This window comes from Cryobacterium glaciale, assembly GCF_004402535.1.
In the GTDB taxonomy this organism is placed as follows: Bacteria; Actinomycetota; Actinomycetes; order Actinomycetales; family Microbacteriaceae; genus Cryobacterium; species Cryobacterium glaciale.
The window spans coordinates 312,137-336,459 of sequence record NZ_SOEY01000006.1; the positions used below are offsets into that span (position 1 = coordinate 312,137).

Here is a 24,323-nt window from a genome sequence, read left to right on the forward strand (position 1 = left end):
CCGGGTGGGAAGGGCTTAGCGTGGAAGTATGAGTTCCGTCACCCCGTCTCCCGTCGCCCTGGTATGGGCTGCCCGAGAACTCGGCGTCAGCGAGCTGCACTGGGTGCGCACTCTGCCTGGCGGCACCCACGCCACAACGACCGTCGTCGGCGCAAGCGACGGAACCGAGTTCGTGCTGCGGCAGTTTCCGCCCGGCGACGACGCCGTGCGCCGCGAGATTCGCGTTCTCGCCGGGCTGGACGACCTGGGCGTGCTGGCTCCGAAGCTGCTGGCCGCCGACCCGGACGGCACAGTGCACCCTAACGACACAGGGAACGGATGCCCGCTCATCGTCACGACGCTGCTGCCGGGTCAGGCCTCGATCACCCCCACAGACCCGCAGGACTTCGCGCGGCAACTCGGGCAGACGCTCGCGTGCATCCACTCTCTCGTCGTTGATCCTGTGCTCCCCGATCTGTTCACCGAACCCGCGATTGATTCACCGCTGCATTCCGTGTGGCGCGAGCTCAACGACGAACCGCGCGTGCTCACCCACAATGACTTCTGGTCGGGCAATACGGTTTGGCAACGCGGCAATCTCACCGGGATCGTTGATTGGTCAGGGGCCGGGCTGGCGCCGCGCGGCTACGACCTGGCCTGGTGCCGCCAGGACCTCGTGTTTCTCTATAACGTAACGGTCGCCGAGGAGTTCACCCGCTCCTACAACGAGGCCTTCGGCTCCCCCACTCCCGATGTCGCCCGCTGGGACTACTTCGCCGCCCTGAAGGCCTACCCCCGGGTCGAAACCTGGGCGCCCAATTACACGGAGCTCGGCCGGGCCGACCTAGATGGCGCCGGGCTGCGCCGCCGCCTGACCGAATGGATGGCCACCCTTCCCGGTCATTAGAAGGGATTCCCGGTAAACAGACGCAGAGCCCCACCGAAGTGGAGCCCTGAGTCGAACGAACTATGGGTTACGCGTTGAGCGCGGCCTGCAGTTCGAGCGTGATGGTGACCTTGTCGCCGAGCAGCATGCCGCCGGTTTCGAGGGCGGCGTTGTAGGTGAGGCCGAAGTCTTCGCGGTTGACCTCGGTCTTGGCCGTGGCACCGAACTTGTAGTTGCCGTAGGGGTCTCCGCCGAAGCCGCCGAATTCGAATTCGAAGGTGGCCGGCTTGGTGACGCCCTTGATGGTGATGTTGCCGTCGACGAGGTACTCGCCCTTGACTTCACGCACACCGGTCGACGCGAAGTCGATGGTGGGGTAGGTCTCGGCGTCGAAGAAGTCTCCGGTGCGCAGGTGTCCGTCGCGGTTGGGCTCGTTGGTGTTGATCGAGACGACCTTGGCGGAGGCGGTGACGCTCGTCTCGAGCGGGTTCTCGCCGGTCACGAAGGTGGCGTCGAAGTCCTCGAAGGTGCCCTTGACCTTGCTGATGACGATGTGGCGAATGCTGAAGCTCACCGAGCTGTGGGTCTTGTCGATGGTCCAGGTTCCGGCCTTGTAGCCCGGGATGCTCGTTGCGGTGGTCTCGCTCATAGAAGTTCTCCTCAAGTGTGTGGGCCCAGGAATTGTCGCCCTCGGATACATGCAAGCGCATAGAAGACGGTGGTATTCCCGAAAAGACAAAAATTCACGCAGCCCTGTTCGGGCGTTAAGCCGGGGCCCAGACTCAGCCCGACCGATTAGGCTCACACTGTCACGGGGTTCTGCATGTTTATTGGGAGGTAACTGTGAGCGCATTTAGTTCGCGTAAACGGATGCAGGGCGTCGCCGGTGAGGGGATCCTGATCGCGGCCGGAGGTCGCGCCATCCTGCTGCAGCTGGCAAACCCGGCGATCGGACACGGTGTCGCCGATCACAGCCATTTCGCCGCCAGGCCGCTCGACCGGCTGAACGGCACGCTCAGCTACGTCTATGCGATCGTGTTCGGTGACGCCGACCTGGCCGCTGCGATGACCGCGCGCGTCAACCAGGCGCACGGTCCGGTGCATTCCGCCGACACCACTCCCCCGTACGACGCCTTCACCCCGGCACTGCAGCTGTGGGTCGCCGCGACGCTGTACGAGTCCGCCACCGACCTGCACCGCCGGCTGTACGGCCCCCTCGACGACGAAACGGCCGATGCGGTCTATCGCGAGTACTCCCGCCTGGGTACGTCACTGCAGGTGCCGCCGCAACTCTGGCCGGCCGACCGCAGCGCCTTTCGCCGCTATTGGAACGAACAGCTCGCGTCTCTCACAACGGATGCCGCCACCCGCGCCGTCGCGCACGACCTGCTGCACTCGCGGACTGCGCCGCTCTGGTATCGCGCCGCCCTGCCCCTGGCCCGCCTGATCACGGCCGGCCTCCTGCCCCCACACGTACGGGCGCTGTTCGACCTGCCCTGGTCAGCGCGGCACCAGCGACGCTTCGATCGAGTGCTGGGCGGCATCCGCTTGATTTATCCGCGCCTGCCCCGCCTGGTGCGGCACTGGCCGAAGAATCACTACCTGCGCGCCCTGCACGCTTCGGTGCCCGCGCCGGTAGTGTGAGAGTCCAATGACGCAGCCGCAGCCTTCCCACCCCGGACTCGACAACACGGATCGCCAGATCATCGCCGAGCTCAGCCGCGACGGGCGGCTTTCGATGCGTCAACTCGCCCTGCTGGTGCACATCTCCCGCACTGCAGCCCACACCCGCGTGCAGAAACTGATCAGCCACGGCGTGATCACGGGCTTCGGCGCCCAAACCGACCGCACGGCGCTGGGACTCAACGTGTCGGCGCTCGTCGTCGTGAAGATTGGCGATGTGGCCTGGGGCGAGATCGCCGCCCAGCTGGCCCGTCTGCCCTTTGTCGAGAAGGCGCAGGCCGTGAGCGGGGACATCGACATCATCCTCACGGTGAGTGCTCCCGACCATGAGCAGCTCAGCCAGGCAATTCTGCGCGATATCCACACCATGCCGGGAGTGATCTCCACCCGCTCGCACCTGATTCTCGACGAGATCATCGGCCATGCGCCCGGCGCCACTCCGGACGCCTGGCACTGATTCACGTTTTCTGAGTGCCGTTCGGCCGCCGTCTGGCATCTGGTCGGCCAATCGTTCACATCTGAGAAAAGGCGCAGCGCGCCGCCCGAAAAAGGGCGCACCATTGGCTCATGAGCCTCAATGTCGAGAGCACGCCACTGACGGCGGTGCTGGCACCCCCACCCCTTCGTTTGATCGACGACACCGGTCACGCGGTTGCCGAAAGCGAGAGCGGCGGCTTCGCCCTGCCGGCCGTGGACACGCTCCTCGGTCTGTACCGCCAGATGGTGATCGCCCGCCGGTTCGACGTGCAGGTGACCGCCCTCACCCGGCAGGGCCGCCTGGCCACCTACCCCTCCGCCCTCGGCCAGGAAGCCTGCGAGATCGCCGCCGTGGCCGCGCTCGCCCCGCAGGACTGGCTGTTTCCGACCTACCGCGACAGCATCGCGCTGCTCACCCGGGGCGTCGAGCCGAAGGATATCCTCGCCTCGTTCCGCGGCGACTGGCACAGTGGCTATGACTATCCCCGGCACCGGATCGCCCCGCAGGCCACGCCGCTCGCCACCCAGGCGTTGCACGCCGTGGGCCTGGCTACCGCCTCGAAGCTGAAACGTGACGACACCGTGGCCCTCACCCTGCTCGGCGACGGTGCCACGAGCGAGGGCGACGCCCACGAGGCGTTCAACTTCGCCGCCGTCTGGCAGGCTCCCGTGGTCTTCGTCGTGCAGAACAACCAGTTCGCGATCAGCGTGCCGCTCGACAAGCAGATGGCCTGCCGCACCATCGCCGACAAGGCGATCGGATACGGCATGCCCGGCTACTACGTCGACGGCAACGACGTCGCCGCCATGTACGCCGTCATCTCCGCAGCCATGGACCGTGCCAGAAGCGGCGGCGGCCCCACCCTGATCGAAGGCCTCACCTACCGCATCGAAGCCCACACCAATTCGGATGACCCCACCCGCTACCGCAAGACCGCCGACGTCGACCTGTGGCGCAGCCGCGACCCGATCGAGCGCCTGGAGAAATATCTTCGAGCGCAGGGCGCCCTCTCGGACCAGCTGCGCGATTCCATCGCGGCCGCGGCCGAGGAACTCGCCGCGACCACCCGAGACTGCATGACCGAGCAGGCGGTCGTCGATCCGCTCGAACTGTTCGAGCACGTCTACTCCACCCCCCGGGCCGCCCTGGCCGAGCAGCGCGCCTTCCTGGCGGCCGAACTCGACGGCGATGCCGCGGCATCCGCATCCGCTCCATTGAACGGCGCGATCAGCGGCACGAACAGCGAAGAGAGCACCCGATGAGCCCGCAGCAGACCCTCGCGACCGATACGGCCGTGCGCGCGCCGGAAACTCTCACGATGGCCGCCGCCCTCAACGCTGCCATCCGCGATGCGATGGTCGACGACCCGACGGTCGTGCTGTTCGGCGAAGACGTCGGACCGCTCGGCGGGGTGTTCCGGGTCACCGACGGGCTCTACGCCGAATTCGGCGAGACCCGGGTGAGTGACTCCCCGCTGGCCGAGGCCGGCATCGTCGGGACCGCGATCGGCATGGCCATGTACGGCCTGCGCCCGGTCGTGGAGATGCAGTTCGACGCGTTCAGCTACCCGGCATTCCAGCAGATCGTGTCGCACGTGGCGAAGATGCGCAACCGCACGCGCGGCAAGATCCCGCTGCCGATCGTCATTCGCATTCCCTACGCCGGCGACATCGGCGGGGTCGAGCACCACTCCGATTCCTCGGAGGCCTACTGGACGGCGACGCCCGGACTCACCGTGGTGAGCCCGTCGAACCCGGCCGACGCCTATTCGATGCTGCGCGAAGCCATCGCCAGTGACGACCCGGTCATCTTCATGGAACCGAAGAGCCGCTACTGGAGCAAGGCTTCGCTCGCCCTGCCGGTGCAGACCGAGCCTCTGAACCGCGCCGTCGTGCTGCGGGAAGGCACCGACGTCACGCTCATCGCCTACGGACCAACCGTGAAGACCGCCCTCGCCACGGCCGAACAGGCCGACATCGAGGGGCTCTCGATCGAGGTCATCGACCTGCGTTCGCTCTCGCCGTTCGATGACGAGACGGTGGGGGCATCCGTTCGAAAGACCGGCCGGGCCGCCATCGTGCACGAGGCCGCGCAGTTCGGCGGCTACGGCGCCGAGGTCGCCGCCCGCCTGACCGAGCGCAACTTCTTCTACCTGGCCGCGCCTATTTTGCGCATCACCGGCTTCGACATTCCGTACCCGTCGCCCAAACTCGAGGAGTACTTCTTGCCGACCCCCGACCGTATTCTCGCCGCACTCTCCACCTGGGAGTGGTCCTGATGAGCCGCGACTTTCTGCTGCCCGACCTCGGCGAGGGCTTGACCGAGGCCGAGATCGTGGCCTGGCTGGTCGCCCCAGGAGACACCATCGTCATCGACCAGGCCGTGGTCGAGGTCGAATCGGCGAAATCGATCGTGGAGCTGCCCTCGCCCTACGGCGGCGTCGTAACGAGCCTGTTCGGTGAGCCAGGGCAGGTCATCCACGCCGGGCAGGTGCTCTTAACGGTCACCGAAGCCGGGTCGGCCGGAACGCCCGACGATGTGGACGTTCCGGTCGCCGCAGCCACTGCCGCTGCCCCGTCCGAAGGCTCCGGCGCCGTGCTGGTGGGTTACGGCACGACCGAGAGCACCCGGCCGCCGCGCAAGGTGGCCGCCGGACGCTTCGGCACCCCGCGGGCAGCGGATGCCCCGGCACTGCCCGCACCGACGGCATCGGTACCGGTGGCGCGCGCCGAGCGCCCCGCCGAGGTGGCGGCATCCGCTTCTACCGAAATCGATTCGTCCAGCACGGTCGACCCGATCCGCCGTTCCCCCGTCGTGTCTCCGATCGTGCGCCGACTGGCGCGCGAGAACGGGTTCGACGCGAGCACCCTGGCCGGCAGCGGCAGGGAAGGACTCGTGGTGCGCAGCGACGTCGAGGATCACATCCGCGACCTCAGCGCGCCGGCTGCGGCCCCGGCCCAGCCGACCACCACCACCACACCGGGTGCGCCGAGCGTCTCCGACCTGAGCGCCGACCTCCGCATCCCCATTTCGGGCCTGCGCAAGGTGGTCTCCCAGCGGCTGACCACGTCGCGGCGGGAGATTCCCGAAGCCACGATCTGGCTCGATGTCGACGCGACCGCGCTGTTCGCGGCCCGCGACCAACTGCTCACGGCGACCGGCGAACGGTTCAGCGTGACGGCGCTGATCGCGCGCTTCGTGGTGGCCGGCTTGCTCCGGTACCCGGTGCTCAACTCCTCGGTCGATACCGCGAGCCAGGAGATCCTGCAGCACGGGGCCGTCAACCTCGGCATTGCCGCGCAGACCTCGCGCGGATTGATGGTGCCCGTCATCCACGGCGCGCACACGATGAGCACGCGCCAGTTGCGCGATGCGCTCGCTGCCCTGGTGGCGCAGTCCCCCGATGGCACGTTCGCGCCGAGCGCGCTCACCGGCGGAACCTTCACACTGAACAACTTCGGATCGCTCGGCGTCGACGGCTCAGCGGCGATCATCAACCACCCGGAGGCGGCGATCCTCGGAATCGGACGCATGATCGAGCGTCCCTGGGTGGTCGATCACGAACTCGCGGTGCGCACCGTCGTTGAACTATCGATGGTGTTCGATCATCGGGTCTGCGACGGCGGAACCGCTGCGGGTTTCCTCACCTATGTGGCCGGCTGCATCGAGAACCCGGTCAGCCTACTGGCCGACCTGTAAGCCCGGACAGAAAAAACACCTTCGCACGGGGAATGCGAAGGTGTTTCGGTCCTGGCCGGCGTCGGGGATGATCCGGGTGCTTCTGAGCTGCAGTCAGACTCCCGCGGCGGTGACCGAGGCGACGCGCACACTGGTGTGGTCGCATCCGGAGCATTTGAGCAGGTAGACCGGAAGCGAGTTGCGCTCGGCGTGGGCCGGATTCGGGCTTAGTCGGGCTTGGGAACGGCAGAAGGGGCAAGTGAGTGTCATGCGATCTCCCAGCGTGCCATTGTTGGTGGCACGTCCTCAGTGTGCACCGTTGCCGGTCAGCTCAATAGGGCCAAAGGTCCTGTACCGCTACGGGATCAACCGAGCCGGTGCATTAGCGTGGTCGGATGAGGGGATTTCGCGGCGGGCAGCTACGGCCTCTGTTGCTGCCGGCAGGGGTCACCCTGGTCGCGACCGCCCTGTACACCGTCTTCTCGGCGCTGCAGTGGCGTAGTCTCGCCGCTCCCTCCTGGGACCTCGGTATTTTCACCCAGCTCGCCCGACAGTACGCAGCACTCGAGGCGCCGATCGTCACCATCAAGGGCGAGGGCTTCAACCTGCTCGGTGACCACTTTCATCCGATCCTGGTGCTGCTCGGGCCGATTTTCGCGGTATTTCCGCACGCTTTCACCCTTCTGGTGGTGCAGAACGCGCTGTTCGGCCTCGCCGCTGCCGCCCTGACCTATGGAGCCATTCGACTGCTCGGGCCTCCCACCGGCACGCTGTTCGGGCTCGCATTCGCGTTCAGCTGGGGACTGCAGGGTGCTGTGGAAGCCCAGTTCCATGAGATTGCCTTCGCCGTGCCGCTGCTGGCCCTGTCGCTGACCGCTTTTCTGCTGCGCAAGTGGGTGGCCTGCCTGTTGTGGGCGATGCCGCTCGTGTTCGTGAAGGAGGACCTCGGACTTACCGTGGCCGCCCTCGGCATCGTGCTGGCCGTGCGCAGCCGGCATCCGCTCGGAGTGTGGCTGGCCGTCTGGGGCGTGGGCTGGTTCGCGCTGGCGAGCCTGGTGATTCTGCCGCTGCTCAACCCGAACGGGGCCTGGGCCTACTCGAGCAGCATCGACCTGCTGGGTATTCTGACAGACCCGGTCTCGCTGCTGCAGCCACAAAAAGGTGTGACCCTGGCGCTGCTTCTTCTGGGTGGCGGGCTGATCGCCGTGCCGTCGCCGCTCGCGCTCGTGCTGCTGCCGACGCTCGCCTGGCGGTTCCTCTCCGACAATTCCGGCTATTGGGGTCCGACCTGGCAGTACAGCGCGGTGCTCATGCCGATCGTGTTCGCCGCCGCGCTCGACGGCATCGCACTCGCCCGCGGCAGTCGGCGGCGCTGGCTGCGGGGTGTCGGGCGGCAGGCGGCATCCATGTCGATTGTCGCCGCGCTCGTGCTCGCAACGACACTGCCGCTGTTCAAACTGACGGATGCCCGGGCCAATTTTTCGACGCACCGCGCAGGCGCTGCGACGGCCGCGCTGCGAGTCGTGCCCGACGGGGCCTCGGTCGAATCCGACATCGGCCTGATGAACTATCTCGTGGAACGAACGGAGGTCTACTGGCTCGGCAACCCCAATCCGCTGCCGGACTTCCTCGTGATCGACCTTCAGTCCGGCGGCCTGCCCGCTGAGTGGACGTCGGCCCAGGCCGTGGCGGCGGCGCTGCATCCCGGAGCCGAATTCACGACAATCTATGCCGCCGACGGCTACGAGGTCGCTCGCCTGACCCCCGCGCCCCCCTGACCCCCGCGCCTTTTCGAATCCCCGACATCGCTTTCCGGGCCCGGGCCCGGAAACTGGGCCCACGCTAGATCATGGGCCCAGTTTCCCAAGGTGGTCCCGGTCGCTAACGTACCAGCGCGGTCCCGCCGCTGAGGGCGTTCAACAGGGCGGCGGCGGGATCGGCCGTCCATGTCGCGGTACCCGCATCCGCTGGTTCCGGCACGGCCGCCGAGGCCACCCATTTCTTGGCAAGAAGAAACGGCAGCACGCCGTAGCCGCAGGCGGCGAAGGTGTGCAGTACCCAGGCGCCCATCTTCGGTTCAGCAGAGCCGGCGGCAATGGTGATGCCGGCCGTGGTCAGCGACAGGCTCGACGACAGCCCTGCGGTGAGGCCGAGCCCAAGGTAGATTTGGCGGCGATTGGGCGCACCCCGTTCGCGGAACCAGCGGGTGGCCAAGATCGCGGCCCCCAGGCTCACGACAACGGCAACCACGGCCATCGCCCATGTGGGCATCGTCGAACTCACCGCACCGTCGCGCCCCCCACTGGCGTGGCAGCACGTTCGGGGTTGCGGTCTCGATCGCTCGTTCCTCGCGCCTCGACCAGCGCACGGGACGGCCCGCGACCGGGTCGCCCTGACAACGACTGCTTCACAGCGTGCTGACACCACGTCGTGAAAGCAGCCCCGCCGAAGAACGGCGAAACTGAAGCGCTAGCGCTTGCGACGGGCGAGGAAGGCATCCATTCGGGTGAATTTGGCCTCGGATTCGAACAGGATCGACTGGGCCGTGTTGTCGACGAGCGGATGCGCCGCCCGCGGCGCATGGAAGACCTCCTTGGCCAGACGGGTCGCGAGCGGGTCCTGCGCGCCGATGCGGTCGGCCAGAGCGTGCGCGGCGGCGAGCAGGTCGTCGGGATCGTGGACCTCGGTGACCAGGTGCACGGCCAGGCACTCCGTCGCGCTCAGGATGCGCCCGGCGAGGATGATCTCCTTGGCCACCGGCTCTCCGACGAGCTCGGCCAGGCGCCAGAGCGCGCCGGCGGCGGGCAGGATACCGAGCGCCGTCTCGGGGTTGCCGAGCCGCGCGCTCGTGGACGCAATGCGGAAGTCGGCCGCATACGCGAGCTCGGCGCCGCCGCCGAGCGCCCAGCCGTCGATCGCGGCGATGACCGGCATCGGCAGTTTTGCAATGCGCGAGAACAGTCCGGAGTTGATGCCGAGCAGTGCGTCGTCGCGGCGGCGTTCGCGCAGCTGGGCGATGTCGGCGCCCGAAGCGAAGACGCCGTTCGCGCCGCTGATGATGAGGATGCGCGGCTGCTGCTCCAGCTCGGCGCAGATGGCGTGGAGCTCGTCGATCATGGTCTGGTCGATGGCATTGCGCACGTCGGGTCGGTCGAGCTGCACGTGCACGCGGTCGGCGCGGCGTTCAATCGTGAGCGTGGTCGGGTCGGGGTTCAGGGTCATGGTGGGACATCTCCGTTGAGGTCGGGCGGGACGATTGGTGGGAAAACGCAGCGTTGTGCGCCGGGCGTTGGTCAGGAGGAGGCGGCAGGGTCGGCATCCGGCGTGCCGGCCGGGAAGACACGTTTGTAGCTGCGACCGTCGGGCAGCGTCACGGTGCGGCTGACCAGGGTGCCGCGGCGCACCTGCAGGTAGATGGCCTGGGCGCTCACGCCTCGGGCGGCCGCAGCGTCGGCGACCGACAGTCCGGGAAGGTCAGTGGGCACGCTGCTCGGTCGAACTGATCGCTTTCGGCCGGCCTCCAGACGTGCGCTGATCTCGTCGTCGGTGCCGCCCCAGCGCCACTTGGCAGCCGGGGCCTTGAGGCCGGTCGCCTCGGCGATCTCGTCCCACGATTCGCCGGCCGCGAGGGCATCGCGAACGGCGTCGAGCGTTGCCGGGTCCTGCTCGAGCGCCGTCTGCAGCGAGCGGATGGCGCGCAGCCGTTCCAGGGGCAAGCCGCCGCCATCCGCTTGCAGCGTCAGGAGCTGCTGGAGTGCAGCGGTCGTCGTCGACGACAGAAACAATTCCACAGGTATCCTCACCGGCCGCGGGTGCAGCGTTCAGCCCCATCTTGCCAGACTGGATGCGTCGTTGAAACAGCTCAAGCCAGGACGACGACGGAATGCGGAGACAGCTGCAGGGCGTTGGGCAGCCGCCCCTGCACGGCATCGCCACAGGCGGTGAAAGCCAGCAGGACCTCTCCCCCGCTGTCCGGGATGCGAACGGACTGGGCACCGAGATTGATCAGGATCTTGGTCCTGCCACGGTGCAGCCGCAGCCAGCCGGCCCCCGCGTCGAACGCGACGGCGATTTGGTCGAACCTGGGATCAGTGAAGTCCGGGTGCGCCCGGCGCAGCGCGGCGAGTTCGCGGTAGAACCCGAGCAGGCGCGCGTGCTCGGGCTCGGCGGCTTCGCTCCAATTGAGTTTGGAACGCTCGAAGGTCTGCTCATCCTGCGGGTCCGGCACCTGAGCCGGATCCCAGCCCATGCGGGCGAACTCGTTGATGCGGCCGGTCGCAGTGGCGGTGCCGAGCTCTGGTTCGGGATGGGAGGTGAAAAACTGCCACGGCGTGGTGGCTCCCCACTCTTCGCCCATGAACAGCATCGGCGTGTACGGGCCGAGCAGGGTCAACGCTGCGGCAATCGCCAGCTGTCCGACGTCGAGCTGGGCGCTGAGCCGGTCTCCGACGGCCCGATTACCGATCTGGTCGTGGTTCTGGGAGGAGACGACGAGCCGCCAGGTGGGCATCCGCTCGAGGTCGATGCGTCGACCGTGAGTGCGCTCGCGAAAGCTCGAGTAGGTGCCGTCGTGAAAGAACCCATGCGTGAGCACCTTGGCGAGGGCGTCGAGTGGCTCGAAGTCGGCGTAGTAGCCGGTGGTTTCGCCGGTGAGAGAGACGTGCACGGCGTGGTGAAAGTCGTCACTCCACTGCGCGTCGAGGCCGTAGCCATTGGCCTCGCGCGGTGTCACGAGCCGGGGGTCGTTGAGGTCAGATTCGGCGATCAGGGTGCGCGGCCGCCCGGTCTCGGCGCTCAGCGCGGCGACCTCGGCGGCGAGCTGCTCGAGCAGGTGGGTGGCGCTCGCGTCGCGCAGCGCGTGCACAGCATCGAGGCGCAGCCCGTCGACGTGGTAGTCAGCGAGCCACATCAGCGCGTTGTCGAGAATGTAGCGACGCACCGGGTCGGAGTGCGGCCCGTCGAGATTGAGCGAGGAACCCCAGGTGTTACCGGCGGCCTCACTCAGGTATGGCCCGAACTGGGGCAGGTAGTTGCCGCTCGGCCCGAGGTGGTTGTACACGACGTCTTGGATGACGCCGATACCGCGCTGATGGCAGGCATCAACGAAGGACTGGTACGCGGCCGGTCCGCCGTAGCCCTCGTGCACGGCATACCAGAGCACGCCGTCGTAACCCCAGTTGTGGGTGCCGTTGAAGGCGTTGACCGGCAACAGTTCAACGAAGTCGACGCCGATCGACTGCAGGTGGTCGAGGCGGCCGGCGGCCGCTTCGAACGTGCCCTCTGGGGTGAACGTTCCCACGTGCAGCTCGTAGATGACGGCACCGGCCAGCTGGCGGCCGGTGAAGCCCCCATCGCGCCAGACGTGAGCCGAGGGGTCAAAGGTGCGGGAAAGGGCGTGCACCCCGGCGGGCTGGCGCCGGGACCGAGGGTCAGCAAACGGTCCACGCCCGTCAACGATGAACCCGTAATCGACATCGACGGTCGCCTCGCGCGCAACGCCGGGGCGACCGAATGCCGGCAGCTCCCACCACCCGTCGTCTCGCGCCGCGAGATCCAGCCGGTCGTGTCCCAGCTGCAGCTGCACGTCGTGCGCGTCGGGCGCCCAGACAGCGAATTTCGGATCGTTCATGCGTGTCGTCCTGTAGGAGTGTGGGTGTAGGTGCGGTCGTCGTCAACGGGGACCAGCAGCGCCACCGGGTAGCGGGCGAGCACATCGGCGACGCGCAGGTTCGGACCGTCGAAACGTTCCTGGGTGAGCACGTCGATGTAGCCACGGCCGGCGACTCCGATCGTCGTGTCGCCCCAGCCGCCGCCGGCCAGCAGCCCGATCGGCAGCCGGGTGGCCAGGGTGATCGCTCCGCCGCGATCGAACGCCACAGTGTGGCCAGCGGCTGCTCCGAAAGCGGGCACGGGGGCGTAGCGGGTGAAGAGCCCTACCCGGTCGCGGCGCAGCCGCAGCGCCCGGGAGGTGACCAGCAATTTGGCGGCGCCGGTCTCGTCGACCGGAGGGAGCCATCCGCTGTCGATGCGGGCGAGCAGCTCCTGACGCTGCTCGTAGTCGACCGGGCGCCGGTTGTCGGGGTCGACGAGCGACGTCTCCCACAACTCACTGCCCTGGTACACGTCGGGAACGCCCGGCATGGTCAGCTGCAACAGTTTGAGCGAGAGCGAATTGCTCCACCCGGCCGGCTGCAGCCGGGAGACCAAGCCGGTGATGAGGTCGCGGGTCGGGCCCGGCTCGGTGGCGGCCGTGACGAGGTGGTCGAGTTTCGATTCGAACTCGCCGTTCTGCTGGGTCCAGGTGGTGGAGGTGCCGGCCTCGCGGGCCGCCTTGAGCGCGTAGGCCGCGAGCCGGTCCCCGTCGGCCGGCCAGGCGCCCACGATTGCCTGCCACAGCAGGTTCTCGAAGGCCGCGTCCCCGAGCGGATGCGCCGCCCGCAGCTGTTCGAGGGCGGCCTCCCACTCGGTGGGGATCTCGGCGAGCACCGACATGCGCGCTCGCACGTCTTCGCCGCGTTTGGTGTCGTGGGTCGACAGGGTCGTCATGGAGTGCGGAAACCCGGCCTGACGGGTGCGCTGTCGGTCGTGGAACTCGGCAACCGAGACGGCGAACTCGTCGGGATCGGCGCCGACCTCGTTGAGCGAGGTCAGCCGGCTGAACCGGTAGTAGGCGCGGTCTTCGACGCCCTTGGCCATCACCATGCCCGAGGTCTGTTGAAAGCGCACCGCGGCCGGATGCCCCGGGTCACCCAGGAGCGGCAGCAGCCGGTCGAGCTCAGTCGCAAGCTCTGGGCGGTGGGCGGCCGACCGGCGCGCCGCCTCCTGCAGGTTCTCCAGTCCCAACGGCAGGTAGGAGCGGTAGACCGGAAACCGGGCCAGCAGTTCGGCCAGGGCATCGGCCGTGATGTCGGGACTCGTGGTGTCATCCCCCGCACTGATCGGCAGGAGCCGCGCGATGCGCCGCACCTCGGAGTGCAGGATGCCGTCGGTCACGTCCCGTTTGTTGCGATAGACCAGATTCGCCCAGGTGGTGGCTGGTTCGCCGTGCAGCTGGGATTCGAGGGAATCGAGAGTGTTCTGGCCGGCCGGATCGACGAGCACCCGGTCGACGTCGGCAAGGGCGTCGTAGCCGGTCGTGCCGGCGGTCGCCCAGCTCGTGGGCAATTGTTCGCGCCCCTCCAGAATTTTCTCCACCAGCACGTAGGCGCCGTTCGTGGCGCGACGCAGGGCTTCGAGGTAGCCGCCCGGATCGGCGAGGCCGTCGGGATGGTCGACTCGCAGTCCCTGCACGAGGCCGTCCCGCACCCAGCGAACGATTTCACGGTGTGACTCATCGAACACCCACGGCACCTCCACGCGAATGCCGGCGAGGCTGTTCACGGCGAAGAAGCGGCGATAGTTCAACTCGGCGTCGGCCCGCCGCCAATTCACGAGCTCATAGTGCTGCCGCTCGTGCACGATGGCCGGGCTCGCGCCGTCGTCGGCGGTTCCGGCGGCGACGGGAAAGCGGTTATCGAAGTAGCGCAACTCGCCGTCGACGAGTTCCAGCCGATCGAGCTCGCCCGGCCGGTCGTCGTTTTCATCATCACCGCCCTCGTCCTCACCGCCTTCATCATCACCGAGTACGGGAATGCGAATCTTTCCGTGACCGAACGCCCAGTCCACGTCGAAGGCTTCTGCATAGCGCGACTGCTGGCCGTTCTGCAGCAGGTCCCACCACCAGGAGTTGTGACGGGGCGTCGCGACGCCCACGTGGTTGGGCACGATGTCCACGAGCACGCCCCGCCCGGCGTGGTGCGCCGCCGCAGCGAGCCGGTCGAGCGCCTCCGCCCCACCGCGCGCGGGGTCAACCAGTGAGTGGTCGACGACGTCGTACCCGTGATCCGATCCGGCTTCGGACTGCAGCAGCGGCGACAGGTAGATCCAGTCGGCGCCGAGATCGCGAAGGTAGCCGACGATGCTCGCGGCCGCATCGAGGTCGAAGCTCGCCGTGATCTGCAGGCGGTAGGTGGAGAGCGGCACGGCAACGGGCTCCGTCGCCGACGCATCTGTATCGATGGTCACCGGCCCGGCCTTCAGCTGTGGCCTGGCAGTGTGATCAGGCCGGTGGCGCCGGCCAGCGAAGCCGCGACGGAGTGATCCGGCGCCGCTTCGGGTTCGTGATACGCGCGCAGCACGACGAGGGAACGACCAGCCACGGTCTGAATGGCTCCCGCCGGGCGGGCGATGGAATCAGCTCCCTCTCCGGCGGTGTCGACCACGATCTCCCAGGCCGGGGCATACTCGTCGGGCGGCAGCGTGAATTCGACGTCTTCGGGGTCGGCGTTGAACAGGAGCAGAAAGTTGACGTCGGCGACGTCCTGGCCGCGCACGTCGCGCTCACGAATTCCGTTGCCGTTGAGAAACTTGGCGACCGTGCGGGCGAGGCTTTCGTCCCAGTCTTCCGATGCCATCGGGTCGCCATCGGTGTTGAGCCAGACGATGTCGGGCAACGATTCTCCCGCCACCCGTTTGCCGGGTCGGCCGTCGAAGAATCGACTGCGCCGAAAGGTCGGGTGCTCGCGGCGCAGGCGGGAGACGGCGGCCGTGAATTCGATCAGTGGCCCGTCGGCGTCGTCCCAGTGCACCCAGGTCAGCTCGGAATCCTGTGCATACGTGTTGTTGTTGCCGAGCTGAGTGCGCCCCAGCTCATCGCCGTGCAGCAGCATCGGCACCCCCTGCGACAACAGCAGGGTCGCGATGAAGTTGCGTGCCTGTCGGGCGCGCAGCCCGCGAATGTCGGGGTTATCCGTGGGTCCTTCGACGCCGGAGTTCCACGACCGGTTGTGCGACTCACCGTCGTTGTTGTCTTCGCCGTTGGCATCATTGTGTTTCTCGTTGTAGGAGACCAGGTCGGCGATGGTGAAGCCGTCGTGAGCGGTGACGAAGTTGATCGAGGCCATCGGTCGACGCCCGGAATGTTCGTACAGGTCTGCCGATCCAGCCACACGGGAGGCGAATTCACCCAGTGTTGAGGGTTCCCCGCGCCAGAAATCACGCACGGTGTCGCGGTACTTGCCGTTCCACTCCGACCACTGGGAGGGAAAATTACCCACCTGGTATCCGCCGGGGCCGACGTCCCACGGCTCGGCGATGAGCTTGACCTGCGAAACGATCGGGTCTTGCTGCACGAGCTCGAAGAAGGTCGAAAGCTTGTCGACCTCGTACAGGTCGCGGGCCAGGGCAGAGGCCAGGTCGAACCGAAAGCCGTCGACGTGCATCTCGAGCACCCAGTACCGCAAGGAATCCATGATGAGCTGCAGAACGTGCGGATGCCGCACGTTGAGGGTGTTGCCGGTGCCCGTGTAGTCCATGTAGTAACGCTTGTCGTCGTCCATCAGACGGTAGTAGGCCTCGTTGTCGATGCCCTTGAACGAGAGAGTCGGCCCCATGTGGTTGCCCTCGGCGGTGTGGTTGTAGACCACGTCGAGGATGACTTCGATGCCAGCGGCGTGCAGGCTGCGCACCATGCCCTTGAATTCCTGCACCTGCTGGCCGAGATCGCCGGTGGACGAATACGCGTTGTGCGGCGCGAAGAAGCCGATCGTGTTGTAGCCCCAGTAATTGTTGAGGCCCTGCTCTACGAGGGTGCCGTCGTTGACGAACTGGTGCACCGGCATCAGTTCGATGGCGGTCACGCCCAGCTTTTGCAGGTGGTCGATGACCGACGGATGTGCCAGGCCCGCGTAGGTGCCCCGCTGCGTTTCGGGCACCGATTGCTGCAGCTTGGTGAGGCCCTTCACGTGGGCCTCGTAGATGAAAGACTCGCTGTAGGGTGTGCGCAACGCCCGGTCACCGGTCCAGTCGAAGAATGGGTTGACGACCACGCCGAGCATCATGTGCGCGGCAGAGTCCTCGTCGTTGGGAGAGTCGGGGTCGTCGAAGTCGTAGGAGAACAGCGACGGGTCCCAGTCGATGGCGCCGGTGGTCGCCTTGGCGTAGGGGTCGAGCAGTAGCTTGTTCGAGTTCAGCCGGTTGCCGGCCGCCGGGTTGTAGTCGCCGTGTACCCGATAGCCGTAGCGCTGGCCCGGCTGCACGAGCGGCAGATAGCAGTGCCAGATATAAGCGGATGACTCGCGCACCTCGATGCGCGTCTCAGCGCCGTCTTCGTCGATGAGACACAACTCGACACGGTGGGCGGCTTCGCTGAACAGGGCGAAATTGGTTCCGCTCCCGTCGAACGTTGCGCCGAGGGGGTAGGCGGTTCCGGGCCAGGTTTCCATGAGACTCCTCGGAAGGAAGGTGGGACACGGTCAGATGCAAGAGCAGCGATACGGCAGGCACAGCCGGGTGCCCGAATCGCGCTTGCAGAATACGCTACAGGCATCCGCCGACATATCCGGTCACCCGGCGCGAGCGGGAGTTGGTAGGCACCGGTGAGAAGTTCTTTTGATCACGAGAGTGTCAGTCGCCAACCAGCACTGTCTTTCCTCCGCGCCTGAGCGTTGAATGGAGGCATGGCATCCTCAGTCGCAGACCAGCTCATCGGCCAACTTCAACAGGCGGGCGTCCGCCGCATTTACGGGATCGTCGGAGACAGCCTGAATCCCATCGTGGATGCGGTGCGTCGAACAATGGTTCGGCCAAGGGCGGCATCGACTGGGTGCATGTGCGCAGCGAGGAGGCAGCCGCGTTTACTGCCGGAGCGGATGCCCAACTCACCGGCGAGATCGCCGTCTGCGCCGGCAGTTGCGGGCCGGGGAACCTTCATTTGATCAACGGCCTGTACGACGCGCATCGCAGCGGTGCCCCGGTACTCGCGATCGCCAGCTACATCCCCAGTTCCCAGATCGGCACGCCGACGTGAAGGCCTTGGCCGATGCCATCAATGATGGCCACGAGTGTGGCCATCTTCGCCGGTGCCGGTGTGGCTGGCGCCCACGACGAGGTCGTTGCGTTCGCTGATCTGCTCGCCGCTCCGGTCGGGCACACCCTGCGTGGAAAAGAATGGATCCAGTACGACAACCCGTTCGACGTGGGCATGACCGGCATGCTCGGCTACGGCGCCGCACACGAGGGTATCCACGACGCCGACCTGCTGATCCTCCTCGGTACCAATTTTCCGTACGACCAGTTCCTGCCCCTCGACCGAAGACGTCCATGTCAGGACCCCTGAGTTCGGACGGATCCGTTTTCGCCGGACTTACCGATGTGTCGCAACGGGGGTCAGGCGGACCTCGACACCCTGTTCTCTCGGCGAGCTCGCCACCAGGCCCACGCCCGCGTAACGATGCGTTTGAGGAACGCGCCCACCCGACGGGCCGAGGCGAACTCCGTTCCGAGCACGGCGAGGCCCAGAAAGACGATGAGCCAGCCCGGCCCCGGCAGGGGAATGAGAATGACACCGACCACGATGATGATCGTGCCGAACAGTCCCACAGCGAGTCGATAGGCGAAGAGCAGGTACGGATGCCCGTCGACCCAGGCGCGTGCGCGACGAAGAACACGTCGCACCGGATGCCGCGGATCGTTGCCGCTGGCCATATCGCGGGACAGGTGCTCAGACATGTCCCCAACCTAAGCCCATTTTCTGGGAGGTCACCTCCGCCGATTACCTCGCGCTATCCGGCCGTCGAACTATCCGACCGAACTACCCGACCGAATTATCCGGCGCGGCATCGAGGTAAAACCACCGATGGTCAGTCTTGAGAAAACGGCTGATTTCATGCTGCCGTCCTGCGCTACCATTTTCTCGATAATGCGCGATGAATTCCACGATGCCTTTTTTATCGAGTAAACCGCCGCGTTCGGTGCGAACAATATCGAGCCGCCGCCACGATATCGCCGCATCCAATTCGAGCGCCTCAGGTCTGGTGAGCGGATGCCACGAATCCAGCAGATACTGTCCGTCGCCGCAGGCAAAGGCGCTATACCGCGATCGCATAAGCCACTCCGCCGTGGACGGCAGGGCGCCCCCGCTATGAAAACGTTGGCAGCATGCTGAATAGGCGTCTCCGCTCAGGCACGGACACCGTTGATCCTGGTTGTTCATAGCCGATGGCGCCGTAACGGGGAGCGCTGATGTGCAGGGCAGGATCTATTTGGCCTGGGCGTTCGCGTAGGCCTCGCGTACGGTCCCTGCGATGCGCCCGCGATCGGACACCTGGATGCCGTTGGTAGCGGCCCAGGCCCGGATGGCCTGCAGCTCGGCGCGGTCCGAACCGGCGGAACCGGCCGTGCGCGGCTTGGCGGCCACATATCCCACGCGCCGTGAAACATTTGTGTACGGCTTCATCGCTGCTCGAAATTCAGCGAGATTCTCTCCTGACAGATCAATCTCGTAGGAGTCTCCATCAAAAGCATAGGAAACGGTGGCTCCCGAGCCATTCTCGATAACCGTGCCATCAAGGTCGTCCAGCAGTTGAACCGTGGTCTTCTTCATTCTGAGATTCTCCAATGGGGTGTCGAATACATTCGGGATGGATACATTCGCGTGTGGCATTAACCACTAACGAATTATCGCTGGCCAAACCGCTTTTGCGATACCCGCCACGCGGTATTTCTTTTGCATTCACCATTCCAGCGCCCGTCCGCAGCCGGGGTGCGCTTCGTGCGTGAGTCTCGCGAACGTTCCCCACTATCCGCACAAGAAAAGTCGGACAATGAATAATCATGTGAAACCACCGCGGGCACAAAAAAATAGCCCCGACAATGTCGGGGCTATTTTATATTTGGTGGATCCGAGGGGATTCGAACCCCTGACCCCCTGCATGCCATGCAGGTGCGCTACCAGCTGCGCCACGGACCCAGATTGTTGTTTCGAATCTCTCCGAAACAACTTTGTTAGCTTACAACACAGAATGTGATCTGCGAAACCGAAGCTACTCTGTAACCTCTTCGGAGACCTCTTCGGCAGCGGTTTCTGCCGTCACCTTGGACGGGATGCCGGTCGGGATCACCGGGCAGTCTTTCCACAGTCGCTCGAGGGAGTAGTACTGACGCTCTTCCTCGTGGAAGACGTGCACGACCAGGTCACCGAAGTCTACGAGCACCCAGCGGCCGGCAGCGCGCCCCTCACGGCGCAGGGGCTTGTGGCCCGCCTCGATCAGCTTGTCCTCGATCTCACCGGCGATGGCGACGACGTTGCGCTCGGAACGCCCCGTGACGATGAAGAAAATGTCGGCCAGGGGAAGCGGATTCGAGACGTCGAGGGCGACCAGGTCTTCTCCTCCCTTGGAGTCGGCGGCGGCGACCGCGATGGAGAGCAGCTCGAGTGCGTGAGGCGAAGTGGTCATGAATGAATCCTTGAGATTGTGCCGCGGGGCGTGAAAGTACTCGCGGCGATGATAGAGGGAAGGAAAGAAAGCGAGCCATACGGGTTCGCGAAGCAGAAGAGGGTGGGGCGCGCACTGGAGGCCACTAGAAAGCGCCCGACAGGTAGCCAACAACGAACAGCGCCAGAACGCTGACGGCCAGAACAGCCGTTGTGATGACCAGAATCATCGGAAGCGACGCGCGCTGCTTCTTCGGCGGGGTCAGCATTCCCCGCGTGGAAGCGTGGGTACTCACCGCACGACTGGCGCTGACCGGGGCGGAATCTCCGCCCAGCTGATCGGCGTCAAGCTGGTCCATCATGTGGTCCATCTCGGACGAATCAAACAGATTCGGGTGGGCGCCCGTCGAGCCGAGACTGCGCGGCAGGTCGAATGACCCGGTGATCATGATCTCGCCGGTGTTGGAGATCGGACTCGCACTGCCGGGCTGGTGGGGAATCGCCGGCAGAATCAGTGCATTCGTGGTGGTGGGGATACCGCCGGCTCCGATACCGCGGTTGATCAGTTCGTCGAGCGACTGGTCGGGTTGCGACTCTTCGGCCCGCGGGGCATCCGCGTCGACCGACCAGTGCCCGATGGGCGGTGTCCAGGCGGCAGTCGCACCGGACGGCGCCTCGTCCTGGCTAAGCCGTTCGGCCACGATCGGTTCGGCATACATCTGTTCAGGTTCGACGAGCGGGGCAGGGGCGGGCTTCGACGGCTCGGGCTCGATCAGCTCCGCCTCGATCAGGTCAGCATCTACGGCTGCAACATCGACGGCTGCTGCATCAACGGGTGCAACGTCGGCAGGGGCAGCGTCGGGCGCCGTCAGATCTTCCCGCGCGTGCAGGGCGCGCAGTTCCCGGCGGCTCAGGTTGTGCGGCGCCGAACCCTGAGTCAGCGTGGCGGGCTCGGCTGCGGCGGGCGTTGTCGGGTCGGCGGGCTCGTTTGGCTGCGCCTGCTCGGTGGGTGCGTCCGGCTCCGACATGGTGTGGTGCCGACTCGATCGACGGGATGACTGGGAGTGTGGTGTTGCGGTGAAGGATGCCGGACGAAGCGCGGCCGGCGCCAGCACGGGAACCTCCACGGTGGGAATGGCTTCGTGTACGACGGGACGGTCTTCATCCTGATCGCGGGCGAGTTCACGCGCCTGACGTCGGCTGAGCGGCTGAGGGTCTCCCAACGTCATGCCACACTCCGATACAGATGATGCTTTGAGATGTACTGGACGACCCCGTCGGGGACCAGATACCAGACCGGGAATCCCCGATTGACCCGTGCCCGGCAGTCAGTGGACGAAATAGCCAGTGCCGGCACTTCCAACAAGCTTACGTCCTGGTTCGGCAAACCCGAAACGCTCAGCTCGTGGCCCGGACGACTCACAGCGACGAAGTGCGCCAGCTGCCAGAGCTCGCGCACGTCTTTCCAGCCGAGAATCTGGGTGATTGCATCCGCTCCGGTGATGAAGAACAGCTCGGCGTCCGGACGTTCCTCGTGCAGGTCGCGCAGCGTGTCAATCGTGTAAGTAGGCCCGACCCGGTCGATATCAACCCGACTCACCGTGAACCGCGGATTGGACGCGGTCGCGATCACGGTCATCAGATACCGATGTTCACCCCGGGTCACGCCGCTCTTCTGCCAGGGCTGCCCGGTCGGCACAAAAATGACCTCGTCGAGGTCAAAACTCTGCGCGACCTCACTGGCTGCGACGAGGTGCCCATGGTGAATGGGGTCGAACGTTCCGCCCATCACGCCGATGCGCGGACGCCGAACTGTCACGTTAAGACCAGGCTTCTAGTGGCCACCGGTCGTGGAAGTACCACCGTGTCCGCCGTGCGCGGCAGCGTAGGCGTCAGCCTTGCCGCTGTGGCGGTTGGCGACATCGCGAAAGCTCCACAACACGACGCCGAGCGCCAGAAACAGCACGGCCGCGACCATCGGGTAGACGATGAGCGGCAACGGCAGGGCGATGTGCTCGACCTCGGTCAGCACGGCACTCAGAAAAGACATCGGTTCTCCATTCACGGGCCACACCGGTCAGGCGCGGCTTGAGGTGGCTGCGACGGGTCGCGGGCCTGACGACTCACGCCGTCGCCTCATTCTAGCCGGACCCCGGCATCTTCCGGACCTAGGCACGCACCTGGCCGGTGCCGCGCACGATCCACTTTGTGCTGGTCAACTCTGGCAAACCCATGGGCCCTCGGGCGTGCAGCTTCTGGGTGGAAATTCCCACCTCGGCGCCGAATCCGAATTCGCCGCCGTCGGTGAACCTGGTCGAAGTATTGACCATGACCGCGGCCGAATCGACCTCGTTCAGGAAACGCTCGGCGTTCTGCAGGTCGTTGGTGATGATCGACTCGGTGTGCCCGGTGGAGTAGCGACGAATGTGGGCGATGGCCTCGTCGAGTGAATCCACGATCGCCACTGAGATGTCGAGGCTCATGTATTCCGTGCCCCAGTCGTCGTCTGTCGCCGGGACCGCGTCGGGATAGAGCGCGCGGGTGCGAGCATCCGCGTGAATGGTGACACCGGATGCCGCGAGCCTGGCCAGCACATCGGGAAGCAGTCGTTCGGCGGCGCTGCGGTGCACGAGCAGAGTTTCGAGGGCGTTGCAGACGCTCGGCCGGTGGGTCTTGGCGTTGTGCACGATGTCGATCGCCCACTGTTTTGTAGCCGACTCATCAAGGAAGACGTGCACGACACCCGCACCGGTCTCAATGACCGGTACCTGGGACTCGGTCACCACGGTTTGGATAAGGTTGGCACTTCCCCGCGGAATGAGCACGTCGACGTAGCCGCGCGCTTTCATGAGTTCGGTGGCTCCGGCACGGCCGAAGGGATCGATGGTCTGCACCGAGTCGGGGTTGAGCCCGGCCGCGGTGAGGGCCGCCTGCACCAGATCGATGAGCACACGGTTGCTGTTCTCAGCGGCGGAACCGCCACGGAGCACGACGGCATTGCCACTCTTCAGCGCGAGCGCAGCGAGGTCCACCGTGACGTTGGGACGAGCCTCATAGATGACGCCGATTACGCCGAAGGGAACGCGCACCTGGCTGATCTTGATGCCGTTGGGCAGGCTGCTGCCGCGCACGACCTGACCGACCGGGTCGGTGAGCAGGGCGATCTGTTCGACGGAGTCGGCGAGGGCCAGGATGCGGGGCTCGTCGAGCTTCAAACGGTCAAGCAGGCCCGTGCTGAGACCGTTGGTGACCCCGGCGTCGAGATCGACCTGGTTGGCCGTGACGATCTGATCAACGTGGTCGCGCAGCGACTGGGCGACCAGTCTGAGCGCTGTGTTCTTCACTTCCGTCGGTGCCGAAGCGAGCAACAGGGAGGCCGTACGAGCGGCCTCGAGGGTGGGCGTGAGCTGGGCGACATCGTTCAGTGACTGCAACATGCCCTCCAGTTTACCGGAGGGGATGGACAAGGACTATGTCCGGTTCTCAGGGCAGGCGAAGGGCTGACGGCGCGGCCGATGGTTCGAACCAGGTTCCGACCGCTTCGCCGCGCAACGCTTCGGCCACCAGTCCGGTGGCGGTAACGAGCACAGCGGTACCCGCCTGGGCGGCGATCCGGGCGGCCGAAATCTTGGTACTGGCTCCCCCGGTGCCGACACCGTTGACCTTGGTCGCGCCGAACTCCATGCCCACGAGCGGATCCCCGGAGGCGACATGGCTGATGCGCTCGGCCCCGGGCAGGTGCGGCGGGCAGGTGTAGAGAGCGTCGACGTCGCTGAGCAGCACGAGCAGGTCGGCGCCGATCAGGATGGCGACGAGGGCGGCCAGCCGGTCATTGTCACCGAATCGAATCTCGTGCGTCGCCACCGTGTCGTTCTCGTTCACGATCGGCAGGATACGCAGCGCCATCAGACGTTCCATCGCCCGCTGGGCGTTTCCGCGGTGGGTGGCGTTGTCGAGATCGCTCGCCGTGAGCAGCACCTGGCCGGCGACGATGTCATACCGGTCGAGGCTGTCCTGGTACCGAAAGATCAACAGGTTCTGGCCAACGGATGCCGCTGCCTGCTGGGTGGCCAGATCGGTCGGTCGTTCCTGCAGTTGCAGATACGGCATGCCGATGGCGATCGCACCCGATGACACCAGAATGACTTCGGTGCCGCGACCGTGCGCTTCGGCGAGGGCGTCGACGAGCGGTGCGATCTGCCCGGCATTCTCACCGCTGATGGATGAGGAACCGACTTTAACGACGATTCGTGCCGCCGAACGAACGACCTGCTGCGAGTGCACCCTCATCGGCGCGCATCCCCCATGTATTCAACACTCACAACGTGCAACCCCACAGACAACTAAAACTCCGGCGTAAATAATAA

At 66.0% G+C, this 24,323-nt stretch carries 24 protein-coding genes, 1 tRNA gene and 1 pseudogene; 8 read left to right on the forward strand and 18 right to left on the reverse strand.

Translation table 11 applies throughout. The annotated features are described in order from the left end of the window. The first annotated feature begins 28 nt into the window (after positions 1-28). On the forward strand, positions 29-886 hold the full coding sequence (locus E3O06_RS03220; RefSeq protein WP_134501550.1) for a phosphotransferase family protein: 858 nt from the start codon (positions 29-31) through the stop codon (positions 884-886). A gap of 67 nt (positions 887-953) precedes the next feature. Here the strand turns inward: E3O06_RS03220 and E3O06_RS03225 are convergent, their stop codons facing one another. Beyond that, on the reverse strand, positions 954-1,514 hold the full coding sequence (locus tag E3O06_RS03225) for a YceI family protein (protein WP_134501551.1): 561 nt from the start codon (positions 1,512-1,514) through the stop codon (positions 954-956). 194 nt (positions 1,515-1,708) lie between these two features. On the opposite strand from E3O06_RS03225, the gene E3O06_RS03230 reads away from it, so the two are divergent. The 5 genes from E3O06_RS03230 (at position 1,709) to E3O06_RS03250 (ending at position 6,725) form a co-directional block, all read left to right on the forward strand. Continuing rightward, positions 1,709-2,509: an oxygenase MpaB family protein gene (locus E3O06_RS03230; protein ID WP_241979833.1), complete on the forward strand. Its 801-nt coding sequence runs from the start codon at positions 1,709-1,711 to the stop codon at positions 2,507-2,509. Between the two features lie 7 nt (positions 2,510-2,516). Next, positions 2,517-3,005 carry an Lrp/AsnC family transcriptional regulator gene (locus tag E3O06_RS03235; protein ID WP_134501552.1) on the forward strand — a complete coding sequence of 163 codons (489 nt, stop codon included), beginning with the start codon at positions 2,517-2,519 and terminating at the stop codon, positions 3,003-3,005. A gap of 110 nt (positions 3,006-3,115) precedes the next feature. Next, the gene (pdhA, locus tag E3O06_RS03240; RefSeq protein WP_134501553.1) at positions 3,116-4,288 is read left to right on the forward strand and encodes a pyruvate dehydrogenase (acetyl-transferring) E1 component subunit alpha; all 1,173 of its coding nucleotides are present in this window, start codon (positions 3,116-3,118) and stop codon (positions 4,286-4,288) included. Next, complete coding sequence (locus E3O06_RS03245) at positions 4,285-5,304, forward strand: alpha-ketoacid dehydrogenase subunit beta (protein WP_134501554.1); 1,020 nt, start codon at positions 4,285-4,287, stop codon at positions 5,302-5,304. Before pdhA ends, E3O06_RS03245 begins: the two co-directional genes overlap by 4 nt. Continuing rightward, positions 5,304-6,725, forward strand: coding sequence for a dihydrolipoamide acetyltransferase family protein (locus E3O06_RS03250; protein WP_134501555.1), 1,422 nt, complete (start codon positions 5,304-5,306; stop codon positions 6,723-6,725). The genes E3O06_RS03245 and E3O06_RS03250 overlap by 1 nt, the downstream gene beginning before the upstream one ends. Positions 6,726-6,818: 93 nt before the next feature. Here E3O06_RS03250 and E3O06_RS17410 read toward each other — a convergent pair whose 3' ends face one another. Next, positions 6,819-6,974 carry a hypothetical protein gene (locus E3O06_RS17410; RefSeq protein ID WP_166788079.1) on the reverse strand — a complete coding sequence of 52 codons (156 nt, stop codon included), beginning with the start codon at positions 6,972-6,974 and terminating at the stop codon, positions 6,819-6,821. Between the two features lie 125 nt (positions 6,975-7,099). Here E3O06_RS17410 and E3O06_RS03255 point away from each other — a divergent pair, with 125 nt between their 5' ends. Next, positions 7,100-8,482 (forward strand): DUF2079 domain-containing protein, encoded by a 1,383-nt coding sequence (locus E3O06_RS03255; protein ID WP_134501556.1) that lies wholly within the window; start codon positions 7,100-7,102, stop codon positions 8,480-8,482. Positions 8,483-8,585: 103 nt separating this feature from the next. Here E3O06_RS03255 and E3O06_RS03260 read toward each other — a convergent pair whose 3' ends face one another. The 6 genes from E3O06_RS03260 to glgX all read right to left on the reverse strand — a co-directional run bounded on the left by E3O06_RS03260 (position 8,586) and on the right by glgX (position 16,966). Next, on the reverse strand, positions 8,586-8,975 hold the full coding sequence (locus tag E3O06_RS03260; protein ID WP_134501557.1) for a hypothetical protein: 390 nt from the start codon (positions 8,973-8,975) through the stop codon (positions 8,586-8,588). A 198-nt stretch (positions 8,976-9,173) separates the two neighbouring features. After that, complete coding sequence (locus tag E3O06_RS03265; RefSeq protein ID WP_134501558.1) at positions 9,174-9,926, reverse strand: enoyl-CoA hydratase/isomerase family protein; 753 nt, start codon at positions 9,924-9,926, stop codon at positions 9,174-9,176. 71 nt (positions 9,927-9,997) lie between these two features. Continuing rightward, entirely contained in the window at positions 9,998-10,495 is a 498-nt protein-coding gene (locus E3O06_RS03270; RefSeq protein WP_134501559.1) for a hypothetical protein, read from the reverse strand. 71 nt (positions 10,496-10,566) lie between these two features. Then, complete coding sequence (gene treZ, locus E3O06_RS03275; RefSeq protein ID WP_134501560.1) at positions 10,567-12,333, reverse strand: malto-oligosyltrehalose trehalohydrolase; 1,767 nt, start codon at positions 12,331-12,333, stop codon at positions 10,567-10,569. Continuing rightward, on the reverse strand, positions 12,330-14,768 hold the full coding sequence (gene treY, locus E3O06_RS03280; protein WP_241979834.1) for a malto-oligosyltrehalose synthase: 2,439 nt from the start codon (positions 14,766-14,768) through the stop codon (positions 12,330-12,332). The genes treZ and treY overlap by 4 nt, the downstream gene beginning before the upstream one ends. Before the next feature lie 11 nt (positions 14,769-14,779). Then, positions 14,780-16,966, reverse strand: coding sequence for a glycogen debranching protein GlgX (gene glgX / locus E3O06_RS03285; RefSeq protein ID WP_134501561.1), 2,187 nt, complete (start codon positions 16,964-16,966; stop codon positions 14,780-14,782). Positions 16,967-17,200: 234 nt separating this feature from the next. On the opposite strand from glgX, the pseudogene E3O06_RS03290 reads away from it, so the two are divergent. Then, positions 17,201-17,826: pseudogene (locus tag E3O06_RS03290) on the forward strand (thiamine pyrophosphate-binding protein); the annotation flags it as partial. An 83-nt stretch (positions 17,827-17,909) separates the two neighbouring features. Here E3O06_RS03290 and E3O06_RS03295 read toward each other — a convergent pair. The 10 genes from E3O06_RS03295 to proB all read right to left on the reverse strand — a co-directional run bounded on the left by E3O06_RS03295 (position 17,910) and on the right by proB (position 24,246). Next, positions 17,910-18,251: a TIGR02611 family protein gene (locus E3O06_RS03295; RefSeq protein WP_134501562.1), complete on the reverse strand. Its 342-nt coding sequence runs from the start codon at positions 18,249-18,251 to the stop codon at positions 17,910-17,912. Positions 18,252-18,333: 82 nt separating this feature from the next. Further along, positions 18,334-18,735, reverse strand: a complete 402-nt coding sequence (locus E3O06_RS03300) for a YchJ family protein (RefSeq protein WP_134501563.1) — start codon at positions 18,733-18,735, stop codon at positions 18,334-18,336. A gap of 45 nt (positions 18,736-18,780) precedes the next feature. Further along, positions 18,781-19,125, reverse strand: a complete 345-nt coding sequence (locus tag E3O06_RS03305; protein WP_134501564.1) for a histone-like nucleoid-structuring protein Lsr2 — start codon at positions 19,123-19,125, stop codon at positions 18,781-18,783. A 290-nt stretch (positions 19,126-19,415) separates the two neighbouring features. After that, a tRNA-Ala gene (locus tag E3O06_RS03310) sits at positions 19,416-19,491 on the reverse strand. Between the two features lie 73 nt (positions 19,492-19,564). Further along, entirely contained in the window at positions 19,565-19,978 is a 414-nt protein-coding gene (gene rsfS, locus E3O06_RS03315) for a ribosome silencing factor (RefSeq protein ID WP_134501565.1), read from the reverse strand. 124 nt (positions 19,979-20,102) lie between these two features. Continuing rightward, positions 20,103-21,185, reverse strand: coding sequence for a hypothetical protein (locus tag E3O06_RS03320; RefSeq protein WP_134501566.1), 1,083 nt, complete (start codon positions 21,183-21,185; stop codon positions 20,103-20,105). After that, complete coding sequence (gene nadD / locus E3O06_RS03325) at positions 21,182-21,775, reverse strand: nicotinate-nucleotide adenylyltransferase (protein ID WP_105036604.1); 594 nt, start codon at positions 21,773-21,775, stop codon at positions 21,182-21,184. The genes E3O06_RS03320 and nadD overlap by 4 nt, the downstream gene beginning before the upstream one ends. Before the next feature lie 15 nt (positions 21,776-21,790). After that, entirely contained in the window at positions 21,791-22,006 is a 216-nt protein-coding gene (locus E3O06_RS03330) for a hypothetical protein (RefSeq protein ID WP_134501567.1), read from the reverse strand. A gap of 118 nt (positions 22,007-22,124) precedes the next feature. Beyond that, the gene (locus E3O06_RS03335; protein WP_134501568.1) at positions 22,125-23,393 is read right to left on the reverse strand and encodes a glutamate-5-semialdehyde dehydrogenase; all 1,269 of its coding nucleotides are present in this window, start codon (positions 23,391-23,393) and stop codon (positions 22,125-22,127) included. A 46-nt stretch (positions 23,394-23,439) separates the two neighbouring features. Next, positions 23,440-24,246, reverse strand: a complete 807-nt coding sequence (gene proB / locus E3O06_RS03340; protein ID WP_134501569.1) for a glutamate 5-kinase — start codon at positions 24,244-24,246, stop codon at positions 23,440-23,442. Between the last annotated feature and the right edge of the window lie 77 nt (positions 24,247-24,323).

Coding starts and splice junctions, on each gene's coding strand:
- E3O06_RS03220 (WP_134501550.1), top strand. CDS start 29: ATGAGTTCCGTCACCCCGTCTCCCGTCGCCCTGGTATGGGCTGCCCGA.
- E3O06_RS03225 (WP_134501551.1), bottom strand. CDS start 1,514: ATGAGCGAGACCACCGCAACGAGCATCCCGGGCTACAAGGCCGGAACC.
- E3O06_RS03235 (WP_134501552.1), top strand. CDS start 2,517: ATGACGCAGCCGCAGCCTTCCCACCCCGGACTCGACAACACGGATCGC.
- pdhA (WP_134501553.1), top strand. CDS start 3,116: ATGAGCCTCAATGTCGAGAGCACGCCACTGACGGCGGTGCTGGCACCC.
- E3O06_RS03245 (WP_134501554.1), top strand. CDS start 4,285: ATGAGCCCGCAGCAGACCCTCGCGACCGATACGGCCGTGCGCGCGCCG.
- E3O06_RS03250 (WP_134501555.1), top strand. CDS start 5,304: ATGAGCCGCGACTTTCTGCTGCCCGACCTCGGCGAGGGCTTGACCGAG.
- E3O06_RS17410 (WP_166788079.1), bottom strand. CDS start 6,974: ATGACACTCACTTGCCCCTTCTGCCGTTCCCAAGCCCGACTAAGCCCG.
- E3O06_RS03255 (WP_134501556.1), top strand. CDS start 7,100: ATGAGGGGATTTCGCGGCGGGCAGCTACGGCCTCTGTTGCTGCCGGCA.
- E3O06_RS03260 (WP_134501557.1), bottom strand. CDS start 8,975: ATGCCCACATGGGCGATGGCCGTGGTTGCCGTTGTCGTGAGCCTGGGG.
- E3O06_RS03265 (WP_134501558.1), bottom strand. CDS start 9,926: ATGACCCTGAACCCCGACCCGACCACGCTCACGATTGAACGCCGCGCC.
- treZ (WP_134501560.1), bottom strand. CDS start 12,333: ATGAACGATCCGAAATTCGCTGTCTGGGCGCCCGACGCGCACGACGTG.
- glgX (WP_134501561.1), bottom strand. CDS start 16,966: ATGGAAACCTGGCCCGGAACCGCCTACCCCCTCGGCGCAACGTTCGAC.
- E3O06_RS03295 (WP_134501562.1), bottom strand. CDS start 18,251: ATGTCTGAGCACCTGTCCCGCGATATGGCCAGCGGCAACGATCCGCGG.
- E3O06_RS03300 (WP_134501563.1), bottom strand. CDS start 18,735: ATGAACAACCAGGATCAACGGTGTCCGTGCCTGAGCGGAGACGCCTAT.
- E3O06_RS03305 (WP_134501564.1), bottom strand. CDS start 19,125: ATGAAGAAGACCACGGTTCAACTGCTGGACGACCTTGATGGCACGGTT.
- rsfS (WP_134501565.1), bottom strand. CDS start 19,978: ATGACCACTTCGCCTCACGCACTCGAGCTGCTCTCCATCGCGGTCGCC.
- E3O06_RS03320 (WP_134501566.1), bottom strand. CDS start 21,185: ATGACGTTGGGAGACCCTCAGCCGCTCAGCCGACGTCAGGCGCGTGAA.
- E3O06_RS03330 (WP_134501567.1), bottom strand. CDS start 22,006: ATGTCTTTTCTGAGTGCCGTGCTGACCGAGGTCGAGCACATCGCCCTG.
- E3O06_RS03335 (WP_134501568.1), bottom strand. CDS start 23,393: ATGTTGCAGTCACTGAACGATGTCGCCCAGCTCACGCCCACCCTCGAG.
- proB (WP_134501569.1), bottom strand. CDS start 24,246: ATGAGGGTGCACTCGCAGCAGGTCGTTCGTTCGGCGGCACGAATCGTC.